The organism is Pseudomonas sp. PSB18 (assembly GCF_014596565.1).
Lineage (GTDB): Bacteria > Pseudomonadota > Gammaproteobacteria > Pseudomonadales > Pseudomonadaceae > Aquipseudomonas.
Window position 1 is genome coordinate 345,447 of the sequence record NZ_NOIN01000005.1, and the last position, 26,263, is coordinate 371,709.

Below are 26,263 nucleotides of genomic sequence, written 5' to 3' on the forward strand. Positions count from 1 at the left end.
TGATCCGTGAACAGCCCGGCACGATGCCGTTGTCCGGGACCACGATTTCCGCCGCGCCACCCACCGCTGCCGCCAACGCGGCCAGGGTCGGCTGGCCGAACAGCACGCGCACATCGGCGCTCAAACCGGCCTGGCGCATGCGTTCGATCAGCGTGACCGCCAACAACGAGTGCCCACCCAGTTCGAAGAAGTGGTCATGACGCCCCACCCTCTCGACCTTGAGCAGCTCGGCCCACAGCTGTGCCAGTGTCGTTTCCACAGCACCATGCGGCGCTTCGTACTCACGGCTAATCACCGACGACAGGTCCGGCGCCGGTAGCGCCTTGCGATTCAATTTGCCATTTGGCGTCAGCGGCAGTGCCTCAAGCTGCACATAGGCTGCCGGTACCATGTATTCCGGCAGTTGCCCTTGCAACTGAGTCCGCAGGCTTTCGATCTCGACGCGGTGCTCGTCACCGTGCACGGTGAAGTACGCCACCAGGCGCTTGGCCCCCGGCTCGTCTTCGCGAGCCAGCACCACGGCTTCCTTGATCGCCCCGTGCTGGGCAAGCTTGGCCTCGATCTCGCCCAGTTCGATACGGAAACCGCGGATCTTCACCTGATCGTCGTTACGGCCCAGGTAGTCGATATTGCCGTCCGCCAGGTAACGACCCAGGTCGCCGGTGCGGTACATCCGCGCGTTCGGACGGTCGCTGAACGGGTCGGCGAGGAAACGCTCGGCCGTCAGCTCCGCACGGTGCAGATACCCTCGCGCCACCTGGACGCCACCAATGTAGATCTCTCCGGCCACGCCCATAGGCACAGGTTGCTGGTGGGCGTCGAGCAGGTAGATCCGAGTGTTGGCGATCGGCTTGCCGATCGGCGTGCTGTCCGGTGTCTCGGCGCCCGTGCAGTCCCAGGCGGTGACGTCCACCGCCGCTTCGGTCGGGCCGTACAGGTTGTGCAACGCAGTCCCTGGCAATTGCGCCTTGAAGCGCCGTACCAGATGCCCCGGCAAGGCTTCGCCGCTGCACATCACCTGGCGCAACCCCTCGCACTCGTCAGCTTCGCCATGGGCCAGGAACACGTCCAGCATCGACGGGACGAAGTGCAGCGTGGTGATGCCATGCCGTTGGATGGCCTCACGCAGGTACGCCGGGTCGCGATGCCCGCCCGGACGCGCCATCACCAGCCGGGCACCGGTGAACAGCGGCCAGAAGAACTCCCACACCGACACGTCGAAGCTGAACGGGGTCTTCTGCAGCACCGCGTCCGCGGCGCTCAGCGTGTAGGCATCCTGCATCCACAACAGGCGGTTGACCACCGCGCCATGCTCGTTCATCACGCCTTTGGGAAGGCCGGTGGAGCCGGAGGTGTAAATCACATAAGCCAAGTGATCGGCCCGCAGGCCTTCTACCTGTGGATTGCCGGTCGGTTGCGTGGCGAAGTCTTCGTCTTCGAGCACCATCACCCTGGCGTCGGTCGCGGGCAGGCTCGTCTGCAAGGCGCGTTGGGTCAGCACCACCGTCGGTGCGCCGTTCTCCAGCATGTAGGCCAAACGGTCGGCCGGATAATCCGGGTCGAGCGGCACGTAGGCAGCGCCCGCTTTCAGAATGCCCAGCAGCGCCGCGACCATGTCCGTGCTGCGGTCCATGCAGATCGCCACGCGGTCATCCGCGTGAATACCCAGGGCGAGCAAGCGATGGGCGATCTGGTTGGCTCGCTGATTCAACTGGGCGTAGCTCAGTTGTTGCTCTTCGAACACCACGGCGACCGCTTCTGCGGAAGCTGCCACCTGTGCCTCGAACAGGCCATGCAGGGTCAGGTCTTGCGGATAGTCGACGGCTGTAGCATTGAGCGCCTCCAGCAGATGCTGGCGCTCAGCGTCTTCCAACAGCGGGATCTGCGCCACCAAGGTCTGTTCATCGGCAACCATGGCGCGCAGGATGCATTCGAGGTAACCGAGGTAGCGCTCCATCGTGGCCTGGTCGAACAGCGCCGTGGCGTACTCCAGCGAACCGAACAGACGACCATCGATCAGGGCCATGTCCAGCAACACATCGAACTTGGCAGTGCGGCTGGTCACACCCAGCCCTTGTAGCGACAGGTCGGACAATTCCATCCCAGCGGTTTCGCTGTTCTGCCACGACAGCATGGCCTGGAACACCGGGCTGTGGGACAGGCTGCGCAGCGGCCGGACCACTTCCACTACCTGTTCGAACGGCAAGTCCTGGTGCGCCTGGGCGCCCAGGGTCTGGGCCTTGACCCGTTGCAGCAAGGTCTCGACGGTCAGTTCGGACGAAACCTCGACGCGCACCGCCAGGGTGTTGACGAACAAGCCGATCAGGTCTTCGACCTCCGCCTGCATGCGGTTCGCCGTCGGAGTACCGATGACGACATCATCCTGCCCGGACATCCGGCTCAGCAGCGCGGCCCAGGCGGCCATCACCGTCATGAACAACGTGGCGCCATGGCGCTGGCTCAGGGCCTTGAGGCCTTCGGTCAGCGTTTCATCGAAGGCGATCCCCACCGCATGACCGGAATGATCCTGCTGGGCCGGCCGTGGCCGGTCCGTCGGCAAGGTCAGCAGTGCCGGTGCACCGGCCAGGGTGTCCTGCCAGTAACGTTCCTGGCGGCTCAACACCTCGCCGGTGAGCCAGCGCCGCTGCCAGATGGCGTAATCGGCGTATTGCACCGGCAAGGCCGGCAGCGGGTCGTCCTGGCCTTGGCTGAATGCCGCGTACAGCACGCCCAGCTCACGGGTCAGTACATCGGCGGACCAGCCGTCCGAGACAATGTGGTGCAAGGTCACCAGCAGCACATGATCAGCCTCGCCCATGCGCACCAGGCGACCACGGGCCAACGGGCCACGGGACAGATCGAACGCCTGTCGCGCCTCCTCCCCGGCCATGCGCGACAGCTCGGCCTCGGCATCCGGATGGGCGGACAGGTCATACCGTTGCAAGGCGAAACCGATGTCGGCCGGAGCAATGCGTTGCTCCACTTCCTGGCCCTGGACAAAGGTCGTGCGCAAGGCTTCGTGACGGGCGACGATGCGATCCAGGGCACGACCCAGCGCGCAGCTATCCAGCGCACCGCGCAACCGCAGGCCGGTGGGGATGTGATACGCCGCGCTGGCGTTGTCCAACTGCGCAAGGAACCACAAGCGTTGCTGGGCAAACGACAACGGCAATGCCTGCTCACGGGACACCGGCACGATGTCCGGCCGGGTGCTGCGTGCCGCTCGGGACAGCACCTGGGCCAATGCGCTCAGCTCGGGTTGGGCAAAGACCTCATTCAGACTCAGCTCCACCCCCAACTGCTCGCGCACCTGGGCAATCAAGCGCATCACCAGCAATGAATGCCCACCCAGTTCGAAGAAGTGGTCGTGACGCCCCACCGTTTCTACATTGAGCATGCCTTGCCAGATCTGCGCCAAGGCGATTTCCGTGGCGCCTTGTGGTGCTACATGCACGCGACTGGCGAACGCGTCGGCATCCGGCGCCGGCAGCGCCTGGCGGTCGAGCTTGCGGTTCGGCGTCAGCGGCAGCGCGGCCAGGCTGACGAATGCACTCGGCACCATGTACTCGGCCAGCAGGGTCGAGAGCTCCGAGCGCAAGGCGGCTGCGTTCAGGGTGACGCCGGCCTGTGGCACGACGTAGGCCACCAGGCGCTTGTCCCCCGGCGTGTCCTCGCGCACGATCACCGCCGCTTCCTTGACCCCGATGCAGTGGCTGAGCTTGGTTTCGATTTCACCCAGTTCGATACGGAATCCCCGCACCTTGACCTGGAAGTCATTGCGTCCCAGGTACTCGATGCGTCCGTCGGGACGATAACGGGCCAGGTCGCCGGTCTTGTACATGCGGGCATCGGGCTGGTCGCTGAACGGATCGACGAGGAAGCGCTCGGCATTGATCGCGTCGAGGTTCAGGTAACCCCGGGCCACGCCATCGCCACCGATGTAGATCTCTCCCGCCACGCCGAATGGCACTGGCTGACGGTGCATGTCCAGCAGGTAGATACGGGTGTTCGCCATCGGCGTGCCGATGGTGGCGTTGCCGGCCGCACCGTCGGCGTCGTAGTGCATGTAGGCGGCGGTGCACGACACGGTCGCCTCGGTCGGGCCATAGGTATTGATCAGTCGGGTATGGACCGGGCGCACCGCGTCCCACATCTGCAGTTTCTGTATCGACAAGGCATCGCCGGTGACGTTGACCAACCGCACGTCGCGCAGATGATCGCGGGCCTGCGCCGGCGTGTGGTGCCATTCAGCCGCCAGGGTATGCCAATGCGCGGCGGTCAGATGCACGAAGGTTGGCTGGATCTCGGCGTTCTGCTGCAACTCGACGCTGCCGAACAGCTGTCGGGTCGGCGCCAGGGTGGCACCGGCGACCAGCGCTGGGAAAATCTCTTCCACCGACAGGTCGAAGTTCAGCGTGTTCTGCTGCAGCACCGTGTCGGCCGGCGTCAGCTCGAACAGCCGCACGGCATCCACACAGTAATTGACCAGACCACGGTGTTCGATCATCACGCCCTTGGGGGCGCCGGTCGAACCCGAGGTGTAGATCACGTAGGCCAGGTGGCGCACGCCGAGAGTCGCGACGACCGGGTTGTCTTCGCGGCCAGCGGCAATGCCGTTGCGCACCCGTTCGACGTAGTCGAGCAGCACCACCGGCGTCGCGAGTGGCGGCAAGCGGTCTTGCAGCGCCCGTTGGGTCAACAGCGCCACCGGAGCACTGTCGGCGATCATGTAGGCCAATCGTTCGGCGGGATACGCCGGATCCAGCGGCACGTAACCGCCGCCGGCCTTGAGTACCGCCAACAGTCCCACCAGCATCTCGGCGCTACGCTCGACGCAGATCGCCACGCGGTCGTCCGGGCGGATGCCCAGCCCGATCAGATGGTGCGCCAATTGGTTGGCCTGGCGATTCAGTTCGGCGTAGCTCAGGCGCTCGCCTTCGAACACCACGGCAATGGCGTGTGGCCGGGCCGCGACCTGGGCTTCAAAGAGTTGATGGATCGTTTGTTCACGGGGGTACGGTGCCTGGTTGGCGTTGAGCCCCACCAGCAGATGCTGGCGTTCGACGTCGTCCACCAAGGCGATCTGCTCGATCAGCGCCTGGTCGCTCGCCACCATGGCGCGCACCATCCGCTCGAAGTAGCCGAGGTAACGCTGTGCCGTGGCCTCGTCGAACAAGGCCGTGGCGTATTCCAACGCACCGAAGATCTGCCCCTGGGCCTCGCCCAGTTCCAGGGACAGGTCGAACTTGGCGATGTTGCTCGCCACACCCAGGCCTTCGAGCTTCAGGTCGCCCAACACCAGCTCGCTGTTGTCCAGGGTCTGCCAGGACAACATGGCCTGGAACAGCGGGCTGTGGGACAGGCTGCGCACCGGATTGAGCACTTCCACCACTTGCTCGAACGGCAGGTCCTGGTGCGCCTGGGCACCAAGGGTCTGGTTCCTGACACGCGCCAGCAAAGCCTCGACTGTCGGTGCGCCGGAGACATCGATGCGCACGGCCAGGGTGTTGACGAAGAAACCGATCAGCCCTTCGACTTCCGACCGCGTGCGGTTGGCCACCGGCGAACCGATCACCACGTCGTCCTGGCCGCAAAGGCGACTCAACAACGCCGCCCAGGCGGCCATCAACGTCATGTATAGGGTGACGCCGTGACGCTGGCTCAAGGTTTTGAGATCGGCCGTCAGCTCGGCGTCGAACGCCAGCGGTAACGCCGCGCCGGTGTAGTCCTGCTGCGCCGGACGCGCCCGGTCCGCCGGCAACATCAGCAGCGCTGGCGCATCGGCCAGGGTTTGCTGCCAATAGCGGCTCTGGGTCTGCAACACCTCGCCACTCAACCAGCGGCGTTGCCACAGGGCGTAGTCGCCGTACTGTACGGCCAGCGCCGGCAGCGGATCGTCCAGGTCATGCCGGAACGCTTCGTAGAGCGCCGACAGTTCCTTGATCAGCACCCCCATGGACCAGGCATCCGAGATGATGTGGTGCATGGTCACCAGCAGCACATGGTCCTCGTCACCCAGGCGGATCAACCGACCACGGATCAGCGGGCCATGCTCCAGATCGAAGGCGTCGACGGCTTCCCGCGCCGCCAACGCGTGCAGTTCGGCTTCGGCATCGCTCCGGTCGGACAAGTCATGTTGCAGCAAGGCAAAACCGCTATCGGCCGCGGCGATGCACTGCCGGGCCTCCTCGCCCTGGGCCTGCACAAAGGTGGTCCGCAGCGCCTCATGACGAGCGACGATGCGATCCAGCGCCCGTTGCAAGGCGATGCGATCCAGAGTGCCGCCCAGACGCAAGCCGGCCGGCATGTGGTAAGCCGAGCTGGCCCCTTCCATCTGCGCCAGGAACCACAGGCGCTGTTGGGCGAACGACAGCGGCAGGGGTTCGTCGCGGGAAGCCCTGACGATCTCCGGCAATGTGCTGCGCCCGGCCTGGGACACGGCCTGCGCCAGTTCCATGAGTGCGGGATGAGCGAACAGCGCCGTCAGACTCAACTCCACGCCTAGGCGCGAACGAACCTGGGAGATCAGTTGCATCGCCAGCAACGAATGGCCACCCAGTTCGAAGAACTGGTCGTGACGACCGATCTGTTGCAGGCCGAGCAAATCCCGCCAGATCTGTGCCAGGGTGATTTCGATTTCGCCTTGGGGGGCTTCGTAACCACGGGTGATCAGTGCATCGTGTTCCGGGGCCGGCAAGGCCTTGCGGTCGAGCTTGCCGTTGGGGGTCAACGGCAGTTCATCGAGGTGCACATAAGCCACGGGGACCATGTATTCCGGCAGCTGCGCTTGCAGATGGCTGCGCAGAGCCTCGATGTCCACCGCTTCCGATTGAGTGAAGTAAGCCACCAGACGCTTGTCGCCCGGTACATCTTCACGGGCCAATACCACCGCTTCTTTCACCGCGTCATGTTTGGCGAGTTTCGCTTCGATCTCGCCCAGTTCGATACGGAAGCCACGGATCTTCACCTGGTCGTCGTTGCGGCCCAGGTATTCGATGTTGCCGTCCGGCAGGTAGCGGCCCAGGTCGCCGGTCTTGTACATCCGGGCGTTGGGCGTGGCGCTGAACGGATCCGTGAGGAAACGCTCGGCGGTCAGATCATCACGATTGAGATAGCCACGGGCGACACCTGCACCACCGATGTAGATTTCCCCTGGGACGCCCAGCGGTACAGGCTGCTTGTGCTCATCCAGCAAGTAGAACTGGGTGTTGGCGACCGGTTTGCCGATGTGCGCGGCAAACCCGTCTTCACGAGCCATCGAGACCCAACTGGAATAGGTCGTGGTTTCCGAAGGACCGTAGAGGTTGCAAAGACGTTTGACTGAGGTCTGCTCAAACAACGCCTCCACCAGACTGCGTTTGAGCGCTTCACCGGCCACGTTCACCGTGTCCACGCCCTCGCCTAGCCCACCGGACTCCAGCAGAGCCTTGAGCGCCGACGGCACGGTATTGATCAGGGTGATGTCGTGCTCGCCCTGCTGCAGTTCCAGCACATTAGTGACCACTTCGATGCTGCCGCCCGACGTCAGCGGTGCGAAGCATTCGTAGACTGCCAAGTCGAAGTTCAGTGAAGTCGAGAACAGGGTTTTCGACAGCGTCTGGGCATCGAACGACCGATGGGCCCAAGTCAGGAAGTTCACCGTGTTGCGGTGTTCGATCATCACCCCTTTCGGCAAGCCGGTGGAACCGGAGGTGTAGATCACGTAGGCCAGATGCGCCGACGTCAGGCCTTCGACCTGCGGATTGGGCGCCGCCTCGTCCTGCCAGATGCCTTTGTCGAGGTCGATCAACGGGACCGCCGTCTCGCCCAGCAAGCCGCGTGTGGCCTTCTGCACCAGGATCGCCGCCGGAGTACTGTCTTCGAGCATGTAGGCAATCCGATCCACCGGATACGCCGGATCCAGCGGCACATAACCGCCCCCCGCCTTGAGGATCGCCAGCAAGCCCACGACCATGTCGAGGCCACGCTCGACGCAGATCGCCACCCGTGAATCCGGCTGCACACCCTGCTTGCGCAGGTAATGGGCCAACCGGTTGGCGAGCCCATTGAGCTCGCGATAGTTGAGCTGTTGCCGGCCATGACGCACCGCCAGCGCATCCGGCGTGCGCCGCACCTGCTCCTCGAACAGCCCATGAATGGTCTGTTCCAGCGGGTACTCGGCCTCGGTGGCGTTGAAGGCCATCAGCAATTGCTCGCGTTCGTCGGCAGGTACAATCGCCAACTCGCGCAAAGGGGTATCAGGTGCATGCTCCAGCGCTTGCACCAGGCTCTCCAGCGCCATGTGCATGTAGCCGCAGACACGTCGCGCCCCCACTTCGACCACCGCCTGGGCCGTCAGCAGGAAACCTTCGCCCAGGTCGTCGACGTTCAGGCACAACGGGTAGTTGGTCCGTTCCTCCATGCTCAGGGTGTGAATCCCGTGCCAGGCCGAGATGGCCGTGCCGGACGCGGCTTCACCGGCGCTGTGCCGATAGTTCAACAGCGTGCTGAAAAGCGGCAGTGAGGCCGGTACACCGCTGCAGCGCTGGGCCAATGCCAGGGAGGCATGTTCATGTCCCAACAACCCGCTCAACCGTGCGTGCGTCGCCTTCACGCCGGCACGGACATCGACACGCCCCACACTCACCCGCAACGGCAAGGTATTGATGAACATCCCCAGCGCCCGGTCTGCCCCGTCGCCACCCTGCATCCGGCCCATCAGTACGGTGCCGAACACCACCTCTTCACGCCCTGAGACGCGCCCGACCACCTGGGCCCAGGCCAAGTGAACCAGGCTCGCCGCACTCACCCCGAGCTGACGGGCCTGCGCCCGCAAGCGCTGGGCCAATGCCGCATCCACGCCTTGTTGCACTTCTTCAATGCCGCTGCCGTCGCCCTGCACATCTTGCAGACCGAACGGCAGCGTCGGTTCGTCGATGTCACCCAGCATGTCGCGGAAGAACGCTTCGTGCTGTTGGCGACTCACGCCCAATCGGGCCTGGGCGACATGATTGCGGTATGGCACAGCCGGTGCGAGCAGCTCAGCCTGGTCCAACAGGCTGGCCTGCATCTCATGTACCACCACCTCAAGGGCGGTGTGGTCCAGCGCCATGTGATGGAACAGCAACATGCCGACCCAACGCTGGTTTGCCAGGTCCTGGGCGTAGGCCAGCCGCATCAACGGCGCCTGGGCAATGTCGAGCCGGTAGTGACGCGGGTCGAAACGTTCGTGCAACTGTTGCACTGCGTCGCCTGCCGCCGGATCCAGCGCGATTTCTTCAAGGGCCAGCGTCGCGTGGCGCCAGACCACCTGCACCGGTGACTCCAGCCCCTGCCAGGCCATGCTGGTGCGCAGAATATCGTTACGCGATACCACGCTCTGCAAGGCCTGGGAAAAGGCTTGCAGGCGCTCGCGATTGTCAAAGCCGAACATCACCTGCAACACGTAGGGATCACCCTGCTCCGCCGCCAGGTGATGGTAGAGAATGCCTTCCTGCAACGGCGCCAGGGCATAGATGTCCTGCACGTTGGCGACGCCGCCGGGCACGGCGGCCACGATCCGGTCGATGGCCTCCTGGTCCAGGTCGGCCAGGGGCAGCATGTCCGGGGTGATTCGCGTGCAACCAGCGGGAATGAGGTTGGCCGGCACCACGACTTCCGTGTGCCCACCGACCGCGGCGGCCAGCGCAGCCAGGGTCGGCTGGCCGAACAACACGCGCACATCGGCGCTCAGGTCGACCTGGCGCATGCGCTCGATCAACTTCACCGCCAGCAGCGAGTGGCCGCCCAGTTCGAAGAAGTTGTCGTGGCGCCCCACTTGTTCGAGCTTGAGCAGGTCCTGCCAGATCCGGGCAATGGCGCTTTCCACTTCCCCTTGCGGGGCTTCGTATTCACGGCTGATCACCGCCGACTGATCCGGGGCCGGCAACGCCTTGCGATCCAACTTGCCGTTGGTGGTCAACGGGAAGGCTTCCAGCATCACGAAAGCACTCGGAACCATGTAGTCGGCCAGCGAGCCCAGCAACTGCGTGCGCAGCTCGGCAGCCGCTGGCTGCGTGTCTTCCTTGGCGATGACATAGGCCACCAGGCGCTTGTCGCCCGGCTCGTCCTCGCGGGCGATGACCACCGCCTCACTGACCCCTTCGCAAGCCGCCAGCGCCGCCTCGATCTCGCCCAGCTCGATACGGAAGCCGCGGATCTTCACCTGGTCGTCGTTGCGCCCCAGGTATTCGATGCTGCCGTCCGCCAGCCAGCGACCCAGGTCGCCGGTCTTGTACATGCGGGCGTTCGGTTCATCGCTGAACGGGTTCTTCAGGAAACGCTCGGCGGTCAGTTCGTCGCGGTTCAGATAGCCCCGGCTGACACCCGCGCCGCCGACATACATCTCTCCCACCACGCCGACCGGTACCGGCTCGCGTTGAGCATCAAGCACGTACAGTTGCAGATCGGGAATACGCCCGCCAATCGGGCTGACGCCGACCAACTGCGCATCCGCCGCGCACAGTGCACGGTAGGTCACGTGTACGGTGGTTTCGGTGATGCCATACATGTTCACCAGTTGCGTACCGGCATTGATTAACCGGGCGTACCACGGTTTGAGGATGCCGGTTTCCAAGGCCTCGCCACCGAAGATCACCTGGCGCAGGCTGTGGCTCAAGTCGCTTTCGCCCTGGGCCGCGATCAATTGGCGGAACGCGCTCGGCGTCTGGTTGAGGACTGTCACTCCGGCCTCGCACAACAGTGCGTAGCAGTCCTGCGGCGAACGGCTGACCAGTTGCGGCACCACCAAAAGGCGACCGCCATGGGTCAGCGCGCCCCAGATTTCCCAGACCGAGAAGTCGAAGGCGAAGGAGTGGAACAACGCCCAGACGTCCTGCGGGCCGAAGTCGAACCACGCTTGAGTGGCCGAGAACAGTCGCGCGACGTTGCGGTGTTCGACCATCACGCCCTTGGGCAAGCCGGTCGAACCCGAGGTGTAGATCACATAGGCCAGATGGCTGGCATCCAGCCCCGCCACCTGCGGATTGCGCACGGATTGGTCCTGCCAGTCGTCGCTATCGAGAGCGACCACGGGGACCGAGATGTCGTCCAACAAGCGACGTGTCGCGTTTTGTGCCAACACGGCAACCGGCGCACTGTCCTGCAACAGGTAGGCGAGGCGCTCGACCGGATAGGCCGGATCGAGCGGCACATAACCGGCACCCGCCTTGAGGATGCCCAACAGACCGATGATCATGTCCAGGCCACGCTCGACACAGATCGCTACCCGATCATCCGGGCGAATGCCCAGGGACAGCAAATGATGGGCAAGCCGGTTGGCCCGGGCATTGAGTTCGCCATAGGTCAGCGTTCGGCTCTCGAACACCACCGCCACGGCATCAGGTTGTGCCGCGGCCCGGGCCTCGAACTGCCCATGAATCAGGGCGTTGTCGGGGTAAGCCACTTCCGAAGCATTCCAGGTTTCCAGCAATTGTCGGCGCTCGGCCGGCGGCAGGATCGGCAACCCGTTCAACGGCGCCAGGGGCGATTGCTCCAGCGCCTCCAACAGATGCTCCAGCACACATTGCACATAGCCGCAGACACGCCCGGCGCCGATCGACGCTTCAGCCATGACGGTCAGGTTGAAGCCTTCGCCCAAGTCATCCACCGACAACGTCAGCGGATAGTTGGTCCGTTCTTCGCCGCCCAGCACCTGGATACCCTCCCAGGCCGCGATGGCGTCGCTGGAAGCCGTCTGCGCACCGAGGTGGCGATAGTTCAGCAGTGCGCTGAACAACGGTGCCGGCGCGGCCACGCCACTGCAACGCTGGGCCAGCACCAAAGAGGCATGCTCATGGCCGAGCAAAGCGGTCAAGCGTGCATGGGTCGCCTTGACTCCGGCACGTACACCCTGCGCGCCCAGGTCCACCCGCAACGGCAAGGTGTTGATGAACATCCCCAGTGCCCGGTCGGCGCCCTCGCCACCTTGCATCCGGCCCAGCAACACGGTGCCGAACACGACGTCGTCCTTGCCCGAGACACGGCCCAGCACCTGCGCCCAGGCCAGGTGATACAGGCTCGCGGCGCTCACCCCGAGCTGACGGGCCTGCGCCCGCAGGCGCTGGCTGAGCGCCCCATCGACCGGCTGGCGAACCTCTTCGATCCCCCGTCCGTCGCCCTGCACATCCTGCAGGCCGAACGGCAACGTCGGCTCGGTCACGTCGCCCAGCATCTCGCGGAAGAACCCTTCGTGTTCTTCGCGGCTGATGCCCAGGCGGGCCTGGGCTACATAGTTGCGATACGGCACCGAGGCTGCCAGCAGATGCTCGCGCCCCATCACATGGGCTTCGATTTCCGCCGTGAGCATGGCCAGGGAGGTCGCGTCGTCGACCATGTGGTGGAACAGCAGCATGCCGACCCAGCGATTGTTCGCCACGTCTTCGGCATAGCCGATGCGCATCATCGGCGCCTGACGGATGTCCAGGCGATGATGGCGAGGGTGCAGGTGCTCGCGCAGTTGTTGCGCGATATCTCCCGCCGCCGGGTCCAGTACGATCTCATCGAGCCCCAGCCGGGCCTCGCGCCAGACCACCTGCACAGGTTCGTCCAGCCCTTCCCAGACCACGCCCGTGCGCAGGATATCGTGGCGAGACACCACGTTTTGCAACGCCCTGGCGAAGTCGTCCAAGCGGGCGCGGCTGTCGTAGGTGAACTGTACATATTGCAGATAGGGGTCGCCCTGGGCCGCAGCAAGGTGGTGATAAAGGATCCCCTCCTGCAATGGAGCAAGGGCATAGATGTCCTGCACGTTGCGTACACCACCCGGCACCGACGCGACGACGCGGTCGATACCGTCCTGGTCCAGATCGACCAGGGGCAACATGTCCGGTGTGATCCGTGTGCAGTCGGCGGGAATGCGGTTGGCCGGCACCACGATTTCGCGCACGCCGCCTACGGCCGCCGCCAATGCCGCCAGCGTTGGCTGGCCGAACAGCACGCGAACGTCGGCAGCCAGGTCGATCTGGCGCATGCGCTCGACCAGTTTCACCGCAAGCAATGAATGACCGCCCATTTCAAAGAAATGATCATGGCGACCGACCTGCTCCACGTGCAGCAGGTCTTGCCAGATCCGGGCAATGGCCGTCTCGACCTCGCCTTGGGGCGCCTCGTATTCACGGCTCACCACCGAGGACTGATCGGGCACCGGCAGCGCCTTGCGGTCCAGTTTGCCGTTGGTGGTCAACGGGAATACCGTCAACATCACGAACGCACTGGGCACCATGTACTCCGCCAGAGACCCCAACAGTTCCGCGCGCAGCTCGGCCGCCGACGGTGGCTCGCCCTCCTCGGCAATCACATAGGCCACCAGACGCTGGTCACCCGGGGTGTCCTGACGTGCCAGCACCATGGCCTCACGCACGCCGTTACAGGCAGCCAGCTTGGCCTCGATCTCGCCCAACTCGATACGGAAACCACGGATCTTCACCTGATCGTCGTTACGTCCGAGGTATTCGATACTGCCGTCGGCCAGCCAGCGACCAAGGTCACCGGTCTTGTACAGGCGGGCGTTCGGTTCTTTGCTGAACGGGTTGTCGAGGAAGCGCTCGGCGGTCAGTTCATCGCGATTCAGATAACCCCGGCTCACCCCCGCGCCACCGACGTACATTTCGCCGACCACACCGACCGGCACCGGTTCGCGCCGGGTGTCGAGCACATACAACTGCAAATCAGGGATGCGTTTACCGATGGGACTGACGCCGGTGAGCTGGGCATCGGCGGCAGACAACGCACGGTAGGTCACGTGCACGGTGGTTTCGGTGATGCCGTACATGTTCACCAGTTGCGTGCCGGCATTGGCTTCGCGGGCGTACCAGGGCTTGAGGATCCCGGTTTCCAAGGCTTCACCGCCGAAAATCACTTGCCGCAGGCTGTGGTTCAGGTCGCTTTCGCCCTGGGCTGCGATCAACTGGCGGAACGCGCTCGGCGTCTGGTTGAGGACGGTCACTCCGACCTCGCACAGCAGTGCATAGCAATATTGCGGCGAGCGACTGACCAGTTGCGACACCACCAGCAAGCGGCCGCCATGGGTCAGCGCGCCCCAGATTTCCCAGACCGAGAAATCGAAGGCAAAGGAATGGAACAGCGCCCACACGTCTTGCGGGCCGAAATCGAACCACGGCTGGGTGGCCGAGAACAACCGCGCGACGTTGCGGTGCTCGACCATCACGCCCTTGGGCAGCCCGGTGGAGCCGGAGGTGTAGATCACATAGGCCAGGTGACTGGCGAGCAGGCCGGGCACATCGGGGTTGTGTGACGGCTGCTGGGCGATGTCATCGATTTCGAGCGGGTCGAGGACGATGGTCGGCACCGTCATCGGGGGCAGGTTGTCGCGACAGTGCGACTGAGTCACCAAGGCCACCGGCTGGCTGTCGTGCAGCATGTAGGCCAGGCGCTCCGCCGGATAGGCCGGATCCAGCGGCACATAACCGGCGCCGGACTTGAGGATACCCAGCAGGCCGACGATCATCTCCAGGCCGCGTTCGGCACAGATCGCCACCCGGTCGTCCGGGCGAATACCCAGGGCAAGCAGACGATGGGCCAACTGGTTGGCGCAGGCATTGAGCTGACCATAAGTCAGCGTCTGCTCTTCATGGACCACCGCCACGGCGTCAGGCTGGGCCGTTGCCCAGGCTTCGAACTGACGATGAATCAGGGCATCCGCGGCATACTCGGCATCACCGGTATTCCAGATCTCCAGCAACTGCTGGCGTTCGGCCGGCGGCAGGACCGTCAAAGTGTGCAATGCGGTGTGCGGCGCTTGCTCCAGGGCGGTGACCAGGTTGTCCAGCGCCATCTGCATGTAGCCGCAGATGCGTGCCGCTCCGATCGAGGTTTCGACCAGGGCCGTGAGGGAGAAACCTTCCCCCAGGTCGTCGACGTTGAGGGTCAGTGGATAGTTGGTGCGTTCGTCACCACTGAGCGCCTCGATCCCGTTCCAGGCCGAGAGAGCATCCTGGGTCACCTCGGCGGCGCTGTGACGGTAGTTGAGCAAGGCACTGAACAGCGGCGTCGGTGCCGCCACGCCACTGCAACGCTGGGCCAGGGCCAGGGAGGCATGTTCATGGCCAAGCAGAGCCGTCAGTCGAGCGTGAGTCGCCTTGACCCCGCTACGAACTTCCTGGGCGCCCACATCCACGCGCAACGGCAAGGTGTTGATGAACATCCCCAGCGCCCGGTCGGCCCCTTCGCCGCCCTGCATCCGGCCCAGCAATACCGTGCCGAACACCACCTCCTCGCTGCCGGACACTTTGCCCAGTACTTGCGCCCAGGCCAGGTGCACCAGGCTCGCGGCACTGACGCCCAACTGCCGAGCCTGGGCCCGCAGACGCCTGGACAGCAGGAGATCCACCGGCTCGCGGACCTCATCGATGCCATGGCCGTCCCCCTGCACATCCTGCAAGCCGAAGGGCAGTGTCGGCTCGTCGATATCGCCGAGCATGTCACGGAAGAACGCCTCGTGTTCCGCCTCGCTCGCCCCCAGCCGGGCCTGGGCCACATAGTTGCGATAAGGCATCGCTTCGCCCAGCCGCTCGCCTTGCCCCAACAGATGCAACTGCATTTCATGCTGCATCACATCCAGGGCGGTGTGGTCCAGCGCCATGTGATGGAACAGCAGGATCGCCACCCAACGGTCCTGGGCCTCGTCCCGGCTGTAGACCAACTGCAACATCGGTGCACGGCGCAGATCCAGGCAATAGTGGCGAGCATCGAAGCGGCTCGCCAGTTGCGTGGCGACATCGCCGGCCGTGGTATCGGTTTCGAAGCATTGCGGCTCCAGCAGGACCTTGCGCCAGACCATCTGCAGCGGTTCGTCCAGGCCTTCCCAGGCCACGCTGGTGCGCAGGATATCGTGGCGATCGATCACCACCTGCAACGCCTCGACGAACGCCTCGAAGCGTCCGAGGCTATCGAAAGCGAACTGCGACTGGAGCACGTAGGGATCGCCCTGTTCGGCGGCTAAATGGTGATAGAGGATGCCTTCCTGCAATGGCGCCAGGGGATAGATGTCCTGCACATTGCGGGCGCCGCCCGGCACGGTCGCCACGATCCGGTCGATCGTGTCCTGGGTCAGGTTGACCAGCGGCAACATATCCGGGGTGATGTGTTCGCAATCCAGCGGAATCCGGTTGTCAGGAACCGTAATTTCCTTGCCGCTGCCCACCGCCGCGGCCAGTGCGGCCAGGGTCGGCTGGCTGAACAGCACGCGAACGTCGGCGCTCAACCCGACCTGGCGCATGCGCTCGATCAGGGTCACCGCCAGCAGCGAATGGCCGCCGAGTTCGAAGAAGTGATCGTGACGCCCCACCTGCTCGACCTTGAGCACCTCGGCCCAGAGCCGGGCCAGGGTCTGCTCCACTTCGCCTTGCGGAGCTTCGTACTCGCGGCTGGCGTAGGCATCAGCGTCGGGGGCCGGTAGTGCGCGACGATCCAACTTGCCGTTGGCGGTCAGTGGAAAGGATGGCAGCACCACAAAGGCACTGGGGACCATGTACTCGGCCAGGGTGCTTGCCAGTTGGCTACGCAGGTCGTGTACCGACAGGCTGACGTCCGCTTCCGGAATCACATAACCCACCAGGCGTTTAGGAGCGTTTTCGTCCTGGCGCGCCAGCACCACGGCGTCTTTCACGCCGACGCACTGGCCCAGCCGCGCCTCGATCTCGCCCAGTTCGACACGGAAACCACGGATCTTCACCTGATCGTCGTTACGCCCCAGGTAGTCCACGGTGCCATCCGCGCGCCAGCGCGCCAGGTCACCGGTGCGGTAGAGCAAGGCCGTCGGATCGGCGCTGAACGGGTCGGCGACGAACTTCTCGGCGGTCAGCTCGGGGCGGTTCAGGTACCCTTTCGCCACACCATCGCCACCGATGTACAACTCGCCCACCACACCCACCGGCACGGCTTGCTGTCGGGTGTCCAGCACATAGACCCGGCTGTTGCCGACCGGACGACCAATCGGAATCCCCCCTTGACCCACGGTACGGATTTCGTGCGTGGTGGTGAACGTGGTCGCTTCCGTCGGGCCATAACCGTTGAGCAGATGCTGCGGCGCGCCTTCTTTCAGGACACGACCGATCACCGCCGGATCGAGCACATCTCCGCCCACGATCAGATAACGCAGCTGTTTGAACACCGGCATCAGGCCGGCGGCATATTGGTGGAACAGGCCGGCGGTCATCCACAGCACGCTGACCGACTGCTCGATCAACAGCGCGGCAAAGCGCTCCCGGGACAACAACACATCCTGCTCGACCACCACCACGCAACCGCCGTTGAGCAACGGTGCCCAGACATCCAGGGTGCTGGCATCGAACGCCGGGTTGGAGGCAAACGCCACCCGATCCCGGGCATTGAAGTCGGCGTAGCCGTTGTTGATCACCAGGCGGTTGATCGCCCGATGCGGCACCAGCACACCCTTCGGTGTGCCGGTAGAACCCGAGGTGTACATGATGTAGGCAACCGATTCGGCGCTCTGCATCAGGTCGAGGTTCGCGGAGGCTTCATCCAGCGCCACGCAATCCAGGTCAACACGCACAGGACCTCGCGCCGCGGTCGTGGCACTCAGGGTCAGCAGGACCCGCGCCCCGCTGTCTTCGACCATGAACTGCTGGCGTTCCAGGGGCGCATGGATATCCAGTGGTACGAAGGCGGCGGCGCATTTGAGTACCGCCAGTTGGCTGACCAACAGCTCAAGAGAACGCTCCAGCAAAATTGCCACGCGCTCGCCCGGCTGAACGCCCAGGCCGACCAGATGACGGGCCAGGCGATTGGCCCGGGCGTTCAGCTCGGCGTAGGTCAGGCTATGCTCGTCATGCACTGCCGCCAGCGCCTCGGGATTGGCCTGCACCTGTGCCTCGAACAGACCATGAACGGTCCTGTCCTGCGGGTAGCTGCGGGTCGTGGCATTGAATTCCACCAGCAGTTGGCGACGCTCGGCCGACGGCAGGACCGATAGGCTGTCCAACGGCGTCTGTGGTGCCTGCTCCAACGCAGACACCAGGTTTTCCAGCACAACGTTCATGTAGGCGCAGATCCGCTGCGCGCCGATCTGCGGCAGCGCCAGTGCGGTCAGGTGGAAATCTTCGCCCAGGTCGTCCACCGACAGCGTCAGCGGATAGTTGGTGCGCTCTTCGTTGCTCAGGATCTCGATGCCGTTCCAGGCCGCCAATGTATCGGCCGAAGTCACATCCGCGCCGCTGTGCCGATAGTTGAGCAAGGCACTGAACAGCGGCATCGGCGCGACCACGCCGCTGCAACGTTGAGCCAGGGCCAGGGACGCATGTTCATGCCCCAGCAGGCCGGTCAACCGGGCATGTGCGGCCTTGGTACTGCCGCGCACATCCTGGTCGCCCACGTCCAGCCGAAGCGGCAAGGTGTTGATGAACATGCCCAACGCATGCTCGGCACCGTCGCCGCCCTGCATCCGGCCCATCAACACGGTGCCGAACACCACGTCCTGCTTGCCGGACACCTGGCTCAGCACCCGCGCCCAGGCCAGGTGATGCAGGCTCGCAGCACTCACGCCCAGCGTCCGGGCCTGGGCCCGCAGACGGCGACTCAGGTCTGCGCCAAGGTGCAACCCGGCCTCTTCGATATCGCTGCCGTCGCCGCGCACATCCTGCACACCGAAGGGCAGCGTTGGTTCGTCGATGTCGCCGAGCATGTCGCGGAAGAATGCTTCATGCTCCTCGCGGCTGACACCCAGGCGAGCCTGGGCCACGTAGTTGCGGAAAGGTGCCGCTGCACCCAGTTGTTCGGCCTGGCCCAGCAGATGTGCCTGCATTTCGTGGCGCACCACTTCCAGTGCCGTGTGATCCAGTGCCATGTGATGGAACAGCAACAGCGCGACCCAGCGCTGGTTGGCCGGGTCATGGGCAAAGGCAATGCGCATCAGCGGCGCCTGTTGCATATCGAGACGGTAATGCAGTGTGTCGAAGCGCTCGCGCAGTTGTCCGGCGATATCCCCCGCAGCGGCAGCCAGTACCACCTCCTCCACCGCCAGTTGCGCTTTGCGCCAGACCACTTGCACCGGCTCATCGAGGCCTTCCCAGACCACCGATGTACGCAGGATGTCATGACGATCGATCACCGCCTGCAGCGCATGGGCAAACGCGTCGAGACGTTCACGGTCGGCGACGGTGAACGTTGCTTGCAGCACATAGGGGTCACCGGTGGCCGCCGCAATGTGGTGGTAGAGAATGCCTTCCTGCAACGGTGCCAGCGGGTAGATATCCTGCACATTGCGCGCACCACCCGGCACCGTCGCGACGATACGGTCGATGGCCTGCTGGTCCAGAACGACCAGCGGCAGCATCGACGGCGTGATCCGGGTGCTCCCCAGCAGAATGCCATTGTCCGGCACCTCGACATCGCGACCGCTACCGACAGCGGCGGCCAGCGCCATCAAGGTCGGCTGACCAAACAGCACGCGGATGTCCGCCGACCAGCCGAGCTGGCGCATGCGTCCGATCAGGCTGACGGCCAGCAGCGAATGGCCGCCCAGCTCGAAGAAGTGGTCGTGACGCCCTACTTGTTGCAGGCCCAACAGGTCCTGCCAGATCTGCGCCAGGGCGGTTTCAACTTCGCCTCGGGGGGCTTCGTAGCCACGGGTGATCAGTGCATCGTGTTCCGGGGCCGGCAAGGCCTTGCGGTCGAGCTTGCCGTTGGGGGTCAGAGGCAGTGCGTCAAGCTGCACGTAGGCTACGGGGATCATATAGGCCGGCAGTTGCGCTTGCAGATAGCTGCGCAGAACCTCGATATCCACCGCTTCCGATTGAGTGAAATAGGCCACCAGGCGTTTGTCGCCCGGCACGTCTTCACGGGCCAATACCACCGCTTCTTTCACCGCGTCATGTTTGGCGAGTTTCGCTTCGATCTCGCCCAGTTCGATACGGAAACCACGGATCTTCACCTGGTCGTCGTTGCGGCCCAGGTATTCGATGTTGCCGTCCGGCAGGTAGCGGCCCAGGTCGCCGGTCTTGTACATCCGGGCGTTGGGCGTGGCGCTGAACGGATCCGTGAGGAAACGCTCGGCGGTCAGATCATCACGATTGAGATAGCCACGGGCGACACCTGCACCACCGATGTAGATTTCCCCTGGGACACCCAATGGCACCGGCTGCTTGTGCTCATCCAGCAAGTAGAACTGGGTGTTGGCGACCGGCTTGCCGATGTGCGCGGCAAACCCGTCTTCGCAAGCCATCGATACCCAACTGGAGTAGGTCGTGGTTTCCGAAGGACCGTAGAGGTTGCACAGGCGCTTGACCTGGGTTTGTTCGAATAACGCCTCGACGAGACTGCGCTTGAGGGCTTCACCGGCTACGTTCACCGTGTCCACACCCTCGCCCAGCCCACCGGATTCCAACAGCGCCTTGAGCGCCGACGGCACGGTGTTGATCAGGGTGATGTCGTGCTCGCCGTGTTGCAGTTCCAGCACATTAGTCACGACCTCGATGCTGCCGCCGCTGGTCAACGGTGCAAAGCACTCGTACACGGCCAGGTCGAAGTTCAATGAGGTCGAGAACAGCGTCTTCGACAAGGTTTGCGCATCGAACGACCGATGCGCCCAGGTCAGGAAATTCACCGTGTTGCGGTGTTCGATCATCACGCCCTTGGGCAATCCGGTCGAACCCGAGGTGTAGATCACGTAAGCCAAGTGCGATGAGGTCAGTTCAGTGACTTCAGGATTCTGGACGGATTCGTCCTGCCAGAGCCCGCTGCCCAGATCGATGACCGGCATCGAAGCATCGGCCAACAACCCAAGGGTCGCCGACTGAGCCAGAACCACGGCCGGCGCGCTGTCCTCCAGCATGTAGGCAATCCGATCCGCCGGATACGCCGGATCCAGCGGCACGTAACCGCCCCCCGCCTTGAGGATCGCCAGCAAGCCCACGACCATGTCGAGGCCACGCTCGACACAGATCGCCACCCGCGAGTCCGGCCGCACGCCCTGCCCGTGCAGGTAATGCGCCAGGCGGTTGGCTTGCTCGTTCAATTCGCGGTAGCTCAGGCGTTGCTCACCATGCCGCACCGCCAGCGCATCCGGCGTGCGCTGCACCTGATCCTCGAACAACCCATGAACGGTCTGCTCCAGCGGATACTCGGCCTCGGTGGCGTTGAACGCAACCAGCAGTTGCTCACGCTCCGCTTCCGGCAGAACCGGCAGGCGATACAACGCGGCCTGGGGCGTCTGCTCCAGCGCCTCCACGAGTTTTTCCAGGGCCGTGTGCATGTAGCCGCAGACCCGCTGCGCGCCAATCTGCGCGGCTACCAGCACCGACAAGCGGAACCCGTTGCCCAGGTCGTCGACGTTCAATGTCAGCGGATAGTTGGTGCGTTCTTCGCCATCCAGGGCATGGATACCTTGCCAAGCATCCGTCGCCTGCGCCGAAACCGCACCCGTGGCGCTGTGTCGGTAGTTGAGCAAGGCGCTGAACAGCGGCAACGGCGCCGCCACACCACTGCAACGCTGGGCCAGGGCCAGGGAGGCATGTTCGTGGCCCAACAGCGAGGTCAACCGCGCATGGGTGGCCTTGACACCCGCCCGCACGCCCTGGTGCCCCACCTGGACCCGCAATGGCAAGGTGTTGATGAACATCCCCAGGGCGCGCTCGGTATCGGCACCGCCCTGCATCCGTCCCATCAACACAGTACCGAATACCACATCCTGCTTGCCGGACACCTTGCCCAGCACCTGGGCCCAGGCCAAGTGCACCAGGCTGGCGACGCTTACTCCCAACTGACGGGCCTGGGCTCGCAAACGCAAGTCCAGGGAAGCCGCCACCGATTGCCGGGCCTCTTCGATGCCATGGCCACTGCCCTGCACATCCTGCAGGCCGAACGGTAATGTCGGTTCGTCGATATCACCGAGCATCTCGCGGAAAAACACCTCATGTTCTTCCCGGCTCATACCCAGGCGTGCCTGGGCCACATAATTGCGATAGGGCACCGCGTCGGCCAGTTGCCCGACGTCACCCATCAGATGCGCCTGCATCTCGTGCTGCACCACTTCCAGCGCCGTGTGGTCGAGCACCATGTGATGGAACAACAGCGTCGCGACCAATCGATGATTGGCGGCATCCTGTCCATAGGCCAGGCGCATCAAGGGTGCCTGGCTGACATCCAGGCGATGGTGTCGCGGGTCGAAGCGCTGCTGCAACTGCGCCACGGCGTCACCGGCGGCCGGATCGAGGTCGACCGCTTCAACGTGCAGCTTCGCTTCGCGCCAGACCACTTGCACCGGCGACTCCAAGCCTTCCCAGACCACGCTGGTACGCAGGATATCGTGACGATCGATTACCACCTGCAACGCCTCGATGAACGCATCGAGCCGTTCCCGATGGTCGAAGGCAAACTGCGACTGCAATACATACAGATCGCCCTGTTCAGCCGAAAGATGGTGGAAGAAGATGCCTTCCTGCAGCGGTGCCAGCGGGTAGATGTCCTGTACGTTGCCCACGCCGCCCGGCACTGTCGCGACGATGCGGTCAATGGCTTGCTGGTCCAACTCGACCAGGGGCAGCATCGTCGGCGTGATGCGCGTGCAACCCGGTGGGATGCCGTTGTCCGGCACCACGATTTCGCTGCCACTGCCCACCGCTGCCGCCAGCGCCATCAACGTCGGCTGGCCGAACAGCACGCGCACATCGGCGCTCAAACCGACCTGACGCATCCGCCCGATCAGGCTGACAGCCAACAAGGAGTGGCCGCCGAGTTCGAAGAAGTGATCATGACGACCGACGCGCTCGACCTTGAGCAGGTCCTGCCAGATCTGCGCCAGGGTGGTTTCGATTTCGCCTCGGGGGGCTTCGTAGCCGCGGGTGATGACCGAGTCCAGGTCCGGGGCTGGCAGGGCCTTGCGGTCGAGCTTGCCGTTGGGGGTCAGGGGCAGTGCGTCGAGGAACACATAAGCCCCAGGAACCATGTATTCAGGTAGATGCGCTTGCAGATGGCTGCGCAGAACCTCGATATCCACCGCTTCCGATTGAGTGAAATAAGCCACCAGGCGCTTGTCGCCCGGTACATCTTCCCGGGCCAGCACCACGGCTTCCTTCACCGCGTCGTGTTGAGCGAGCTTGGCTTCGATCTCACCCAGTTCGATGCGGAAACCACGGATCTTCACCTGGTCGTCGTTGCGGCCCAGGTATTCGATGTTGCCGTCCGGCAGGTAGCGGCCCAGGTCGCCGGTCTTGTACATCCGGGCGTTTGGAACAGCGCTGAATGGATCTTTCAGGAAGCGTTCGGCGGTGAGATCGTCGCGATTCAGATAACCCCGAGCCACACCGGCACCACCGATATAGATTTCCCCAGGAACACCCAATGGCACCGGTTGCTTGTGTTCATCCAGCAAGTAGAACTGAGTGTTGGCGACCGGCTTGCCGATGTGCGCGGCAAACCCGTCTTCGCGAGCCATCGATACCCAGCTGGAGTAGGTCGTGGTTTCCGAAGGACCGTAGAGGTTGCACAGACGCTTGACTGAAGTCTGTTCGAAGAGCGTTTCCACCAGACTGCGTTTGAGCGCTTCACCGGCCACGTTCACCGTGTCCACGCCCTCGCCCAGCCCACCCGACTCCAACAGCGCCTTGAGCGCCGACGGCACGGTATTGATCAGGGTGATGTCGTGCTCGCCGTGTTGCAGTTCCAGCACATTAGTGACCACTTCGATGCTGCCGCCGCTGGTCAACGGCGCGAAGCACTCGTAGACCGCCAGGTCGAAGTTCAGCGAGGTCGAGAACAGGGTTTTCGACAGCGTCTGGGCATCGAACGACCGATGGGCCCAAGTCAGGAAGTTCACCGTGTTGCGGTGTTCGATCATCACGCCTTTAGGCAAGCCGGTGGAACCGGAGGTGTAGATCACGTAAGCCAGATGCGCCGAGGTCAGCCCTGCAACCTCTGGATTCGAGACGGATTCGTCCTGCCAGCGCCCGCTACCCAAATCAATCACTGGCATCGTTGCATCAGCCAACAACCCAAGGGTCGCCGACTGAGCCAGAACCACCGCCGGCGCACTGTCTTCCAACATGTAGGCAATTCGATCCGACGGATAGGCCGGATCCAGCGGCACATAACCGCCTCCCGCTTTGAGGATCGCCAGCAACCCGACCACCATGTCGAGGCCACGCTCGACACAGATCGCCACCCGCGAATCCGGCCGCACGCCCTGCCCGCGCAGGTAATGCGCCAGGCGGTTGGCTTGCGCGTTCAGCTCGCCATAGCTCAGGCGCTGATCGCCATGCCGCACTGCCATTGCTTCCGGCGTGCGCTGCACCTGCTCCTCGAACAACCCGTGGACGGTCTGTTCCAGCGGATACTCGGCCTCGGTGGCGTTGAATGCCACCAGCAGTTGCTCACGTTCCGCGGCAGGCAGAATCGGCAGATCGGCCAGCGACGACTCAGGCGCACATTCCAGCGCCTGGGCCAAAGTCGCCAGCGCGGTTTCCATATAGGCGCAGATCCGCGGCGCGCCGATCCCGCTCACCGCCTGGACGGTGAGGCTGAAACCCTCGCCCAGATCGTCCACCGAGAGCATCAGCGGGTAGTTGGTGCGCTCTTCACCACCGAGCACCTGGATACCGTTCCAGGCCGACACCGCCTCGGTGGACGTCGCCATGCCGGTGTGGCGATAGTTGAGCAAGGCACTGAACAGCGGCGCGGGTGCAACCACGCCGCTGCAACGCTGGGCCAAAGCCAGGGAGGCGTGCTCATGGCCGAGCAATGCGGTTAACCGTGCATGGGTGGACCTGACCCCGGCGCGCACGTCCTGCCCGCCAATGTTCACCCGCAGCGGCAAGGTGTTGATAAACATGCCCAAGGCGCGGTCGGCACCTTCGCCGCCCTGCATCCGCCCCATCAGCACGGTGCCGAACACCACATCGTCCCGACCCGACACACGGCCCAGCACCTGCGCCCAGGCCAGGTGGACCAGACTCGCAGCACTCACTCCGAGCTGACGCGCCTGGGTCCTCAAGCCCAGGCTCAAGCTGCTGGCAAGTGTCAACGTGGCTTCCTCGATGCCCGGCCCTGCACCCTGCACCTCTTGCAGGCCGAATGGCAGTGTCGACTCATCGACATCCCCCAGCATCTCGCGGAAAAATTCTTCGTGGGCTTCGGCGCTTACGCCCAGGCGCACCTGTGCCACGTAGTTGCGAAAGGGTACCGGCTCAGGCAATGCATCGGCCCGGCCGAGCAGGAATGCCTGCATCTCATGCTGCACCAGCTCCAGGGCTGCATGGTCCAGCGCCATATGGTGGAACAACAGCATCGCCACCCAGCGGTTGTTAGCCCGATCTTCAGCACAGACCAGGCGCATCAACGGCGCCCGGCCTACGTCCAGACGGTGGCGTCGGGTATCGAAACGCTGATGCAGTTGCCACTCGATATCGCCCTCGGCCGGATCGAGCACCAGCTCCTCCAGGGCCAGAGTGGCTTCGCGCCAGACCACTTGCATCGGCTCCTCCAACCCCTCCCACACCACCGAGGTGCGCAAGATGTCGTGGCGATCGATCACGCCTTGCAAGGCCTGGAGAAAATCATCCAGGCGGGCCCGCCGATCTGCCCCGAACAAGGTCTGCAACACATAGGGATCGCCCTGCTCTGCGGCAAGGTGATGGTAGAAAATGCCTTCCTGCAACGGTGCCAGCGGGTAGATGTCCTGAACATTACCGGCGCCACCGGGCACGCCGTCGACGATCCGGTCGATCTGCTCCTGAGTCAGGCTGGCCAGCGGCAACATGTCCGGTGTGATGCGGAACGCCGGGCTCAACCAGTCGCCACCGTTTCTCTCCAGCAGTGCGAGCAGTTCATACTTATGGACGACCAGGCTGTCCCATACCGCGCTCTCCAGCCCTTCGTCATCGCCCTCGATCACAAGGTTGTCGCCATCCTGCTGGAGACGAATCGGGTGCTTGGAAAGCGCTGCCATCAGTTCGCTGAATTGCATCGAAGGACCTGCTTTTCTGGTTCGGAGTGGTTGACGATCAATGTGGCTTTCAGATACGGCGTGTCGCCTGGACGCGAGGATTGGCGGTGGACGGGCCGATCACCGCGTGCGGGCCAATGCAGTGAATATCGTCATGTTCAACCGAAGGAGATCCCTCTCCGGGACTGTCTCCTTACAGGCCAAAAAAAATTAGAGCATTCAGTAGGGCATGTCTGTCATGGGAAGCAGGGACAAGTCCCGACGACGAACAGGTGGATGCCAACCCTGTAGAAACCGGGCTTGCCCGCGAAGGTGGTGGCACATTCAATA

The 26,263-nt window shown here is 63.9% G+C and carries 1 pseudogene; it reads right to left on the reverse strand.

Annotation, left to right across the window (positions count from 1 at the left end):
* Positions 1–7: 7 nt before the first annotated feature.
* A pseudogene (locus tag CGA22_RS15000) lies at positions 8–25,912 on the reverse strand (non-ribosomal peptide synthase/polyketide synthase); the annotation flags it as partial.
* Between the last annotated feature and the right edge of the window lie 351 nt (positions 25,913–26,263).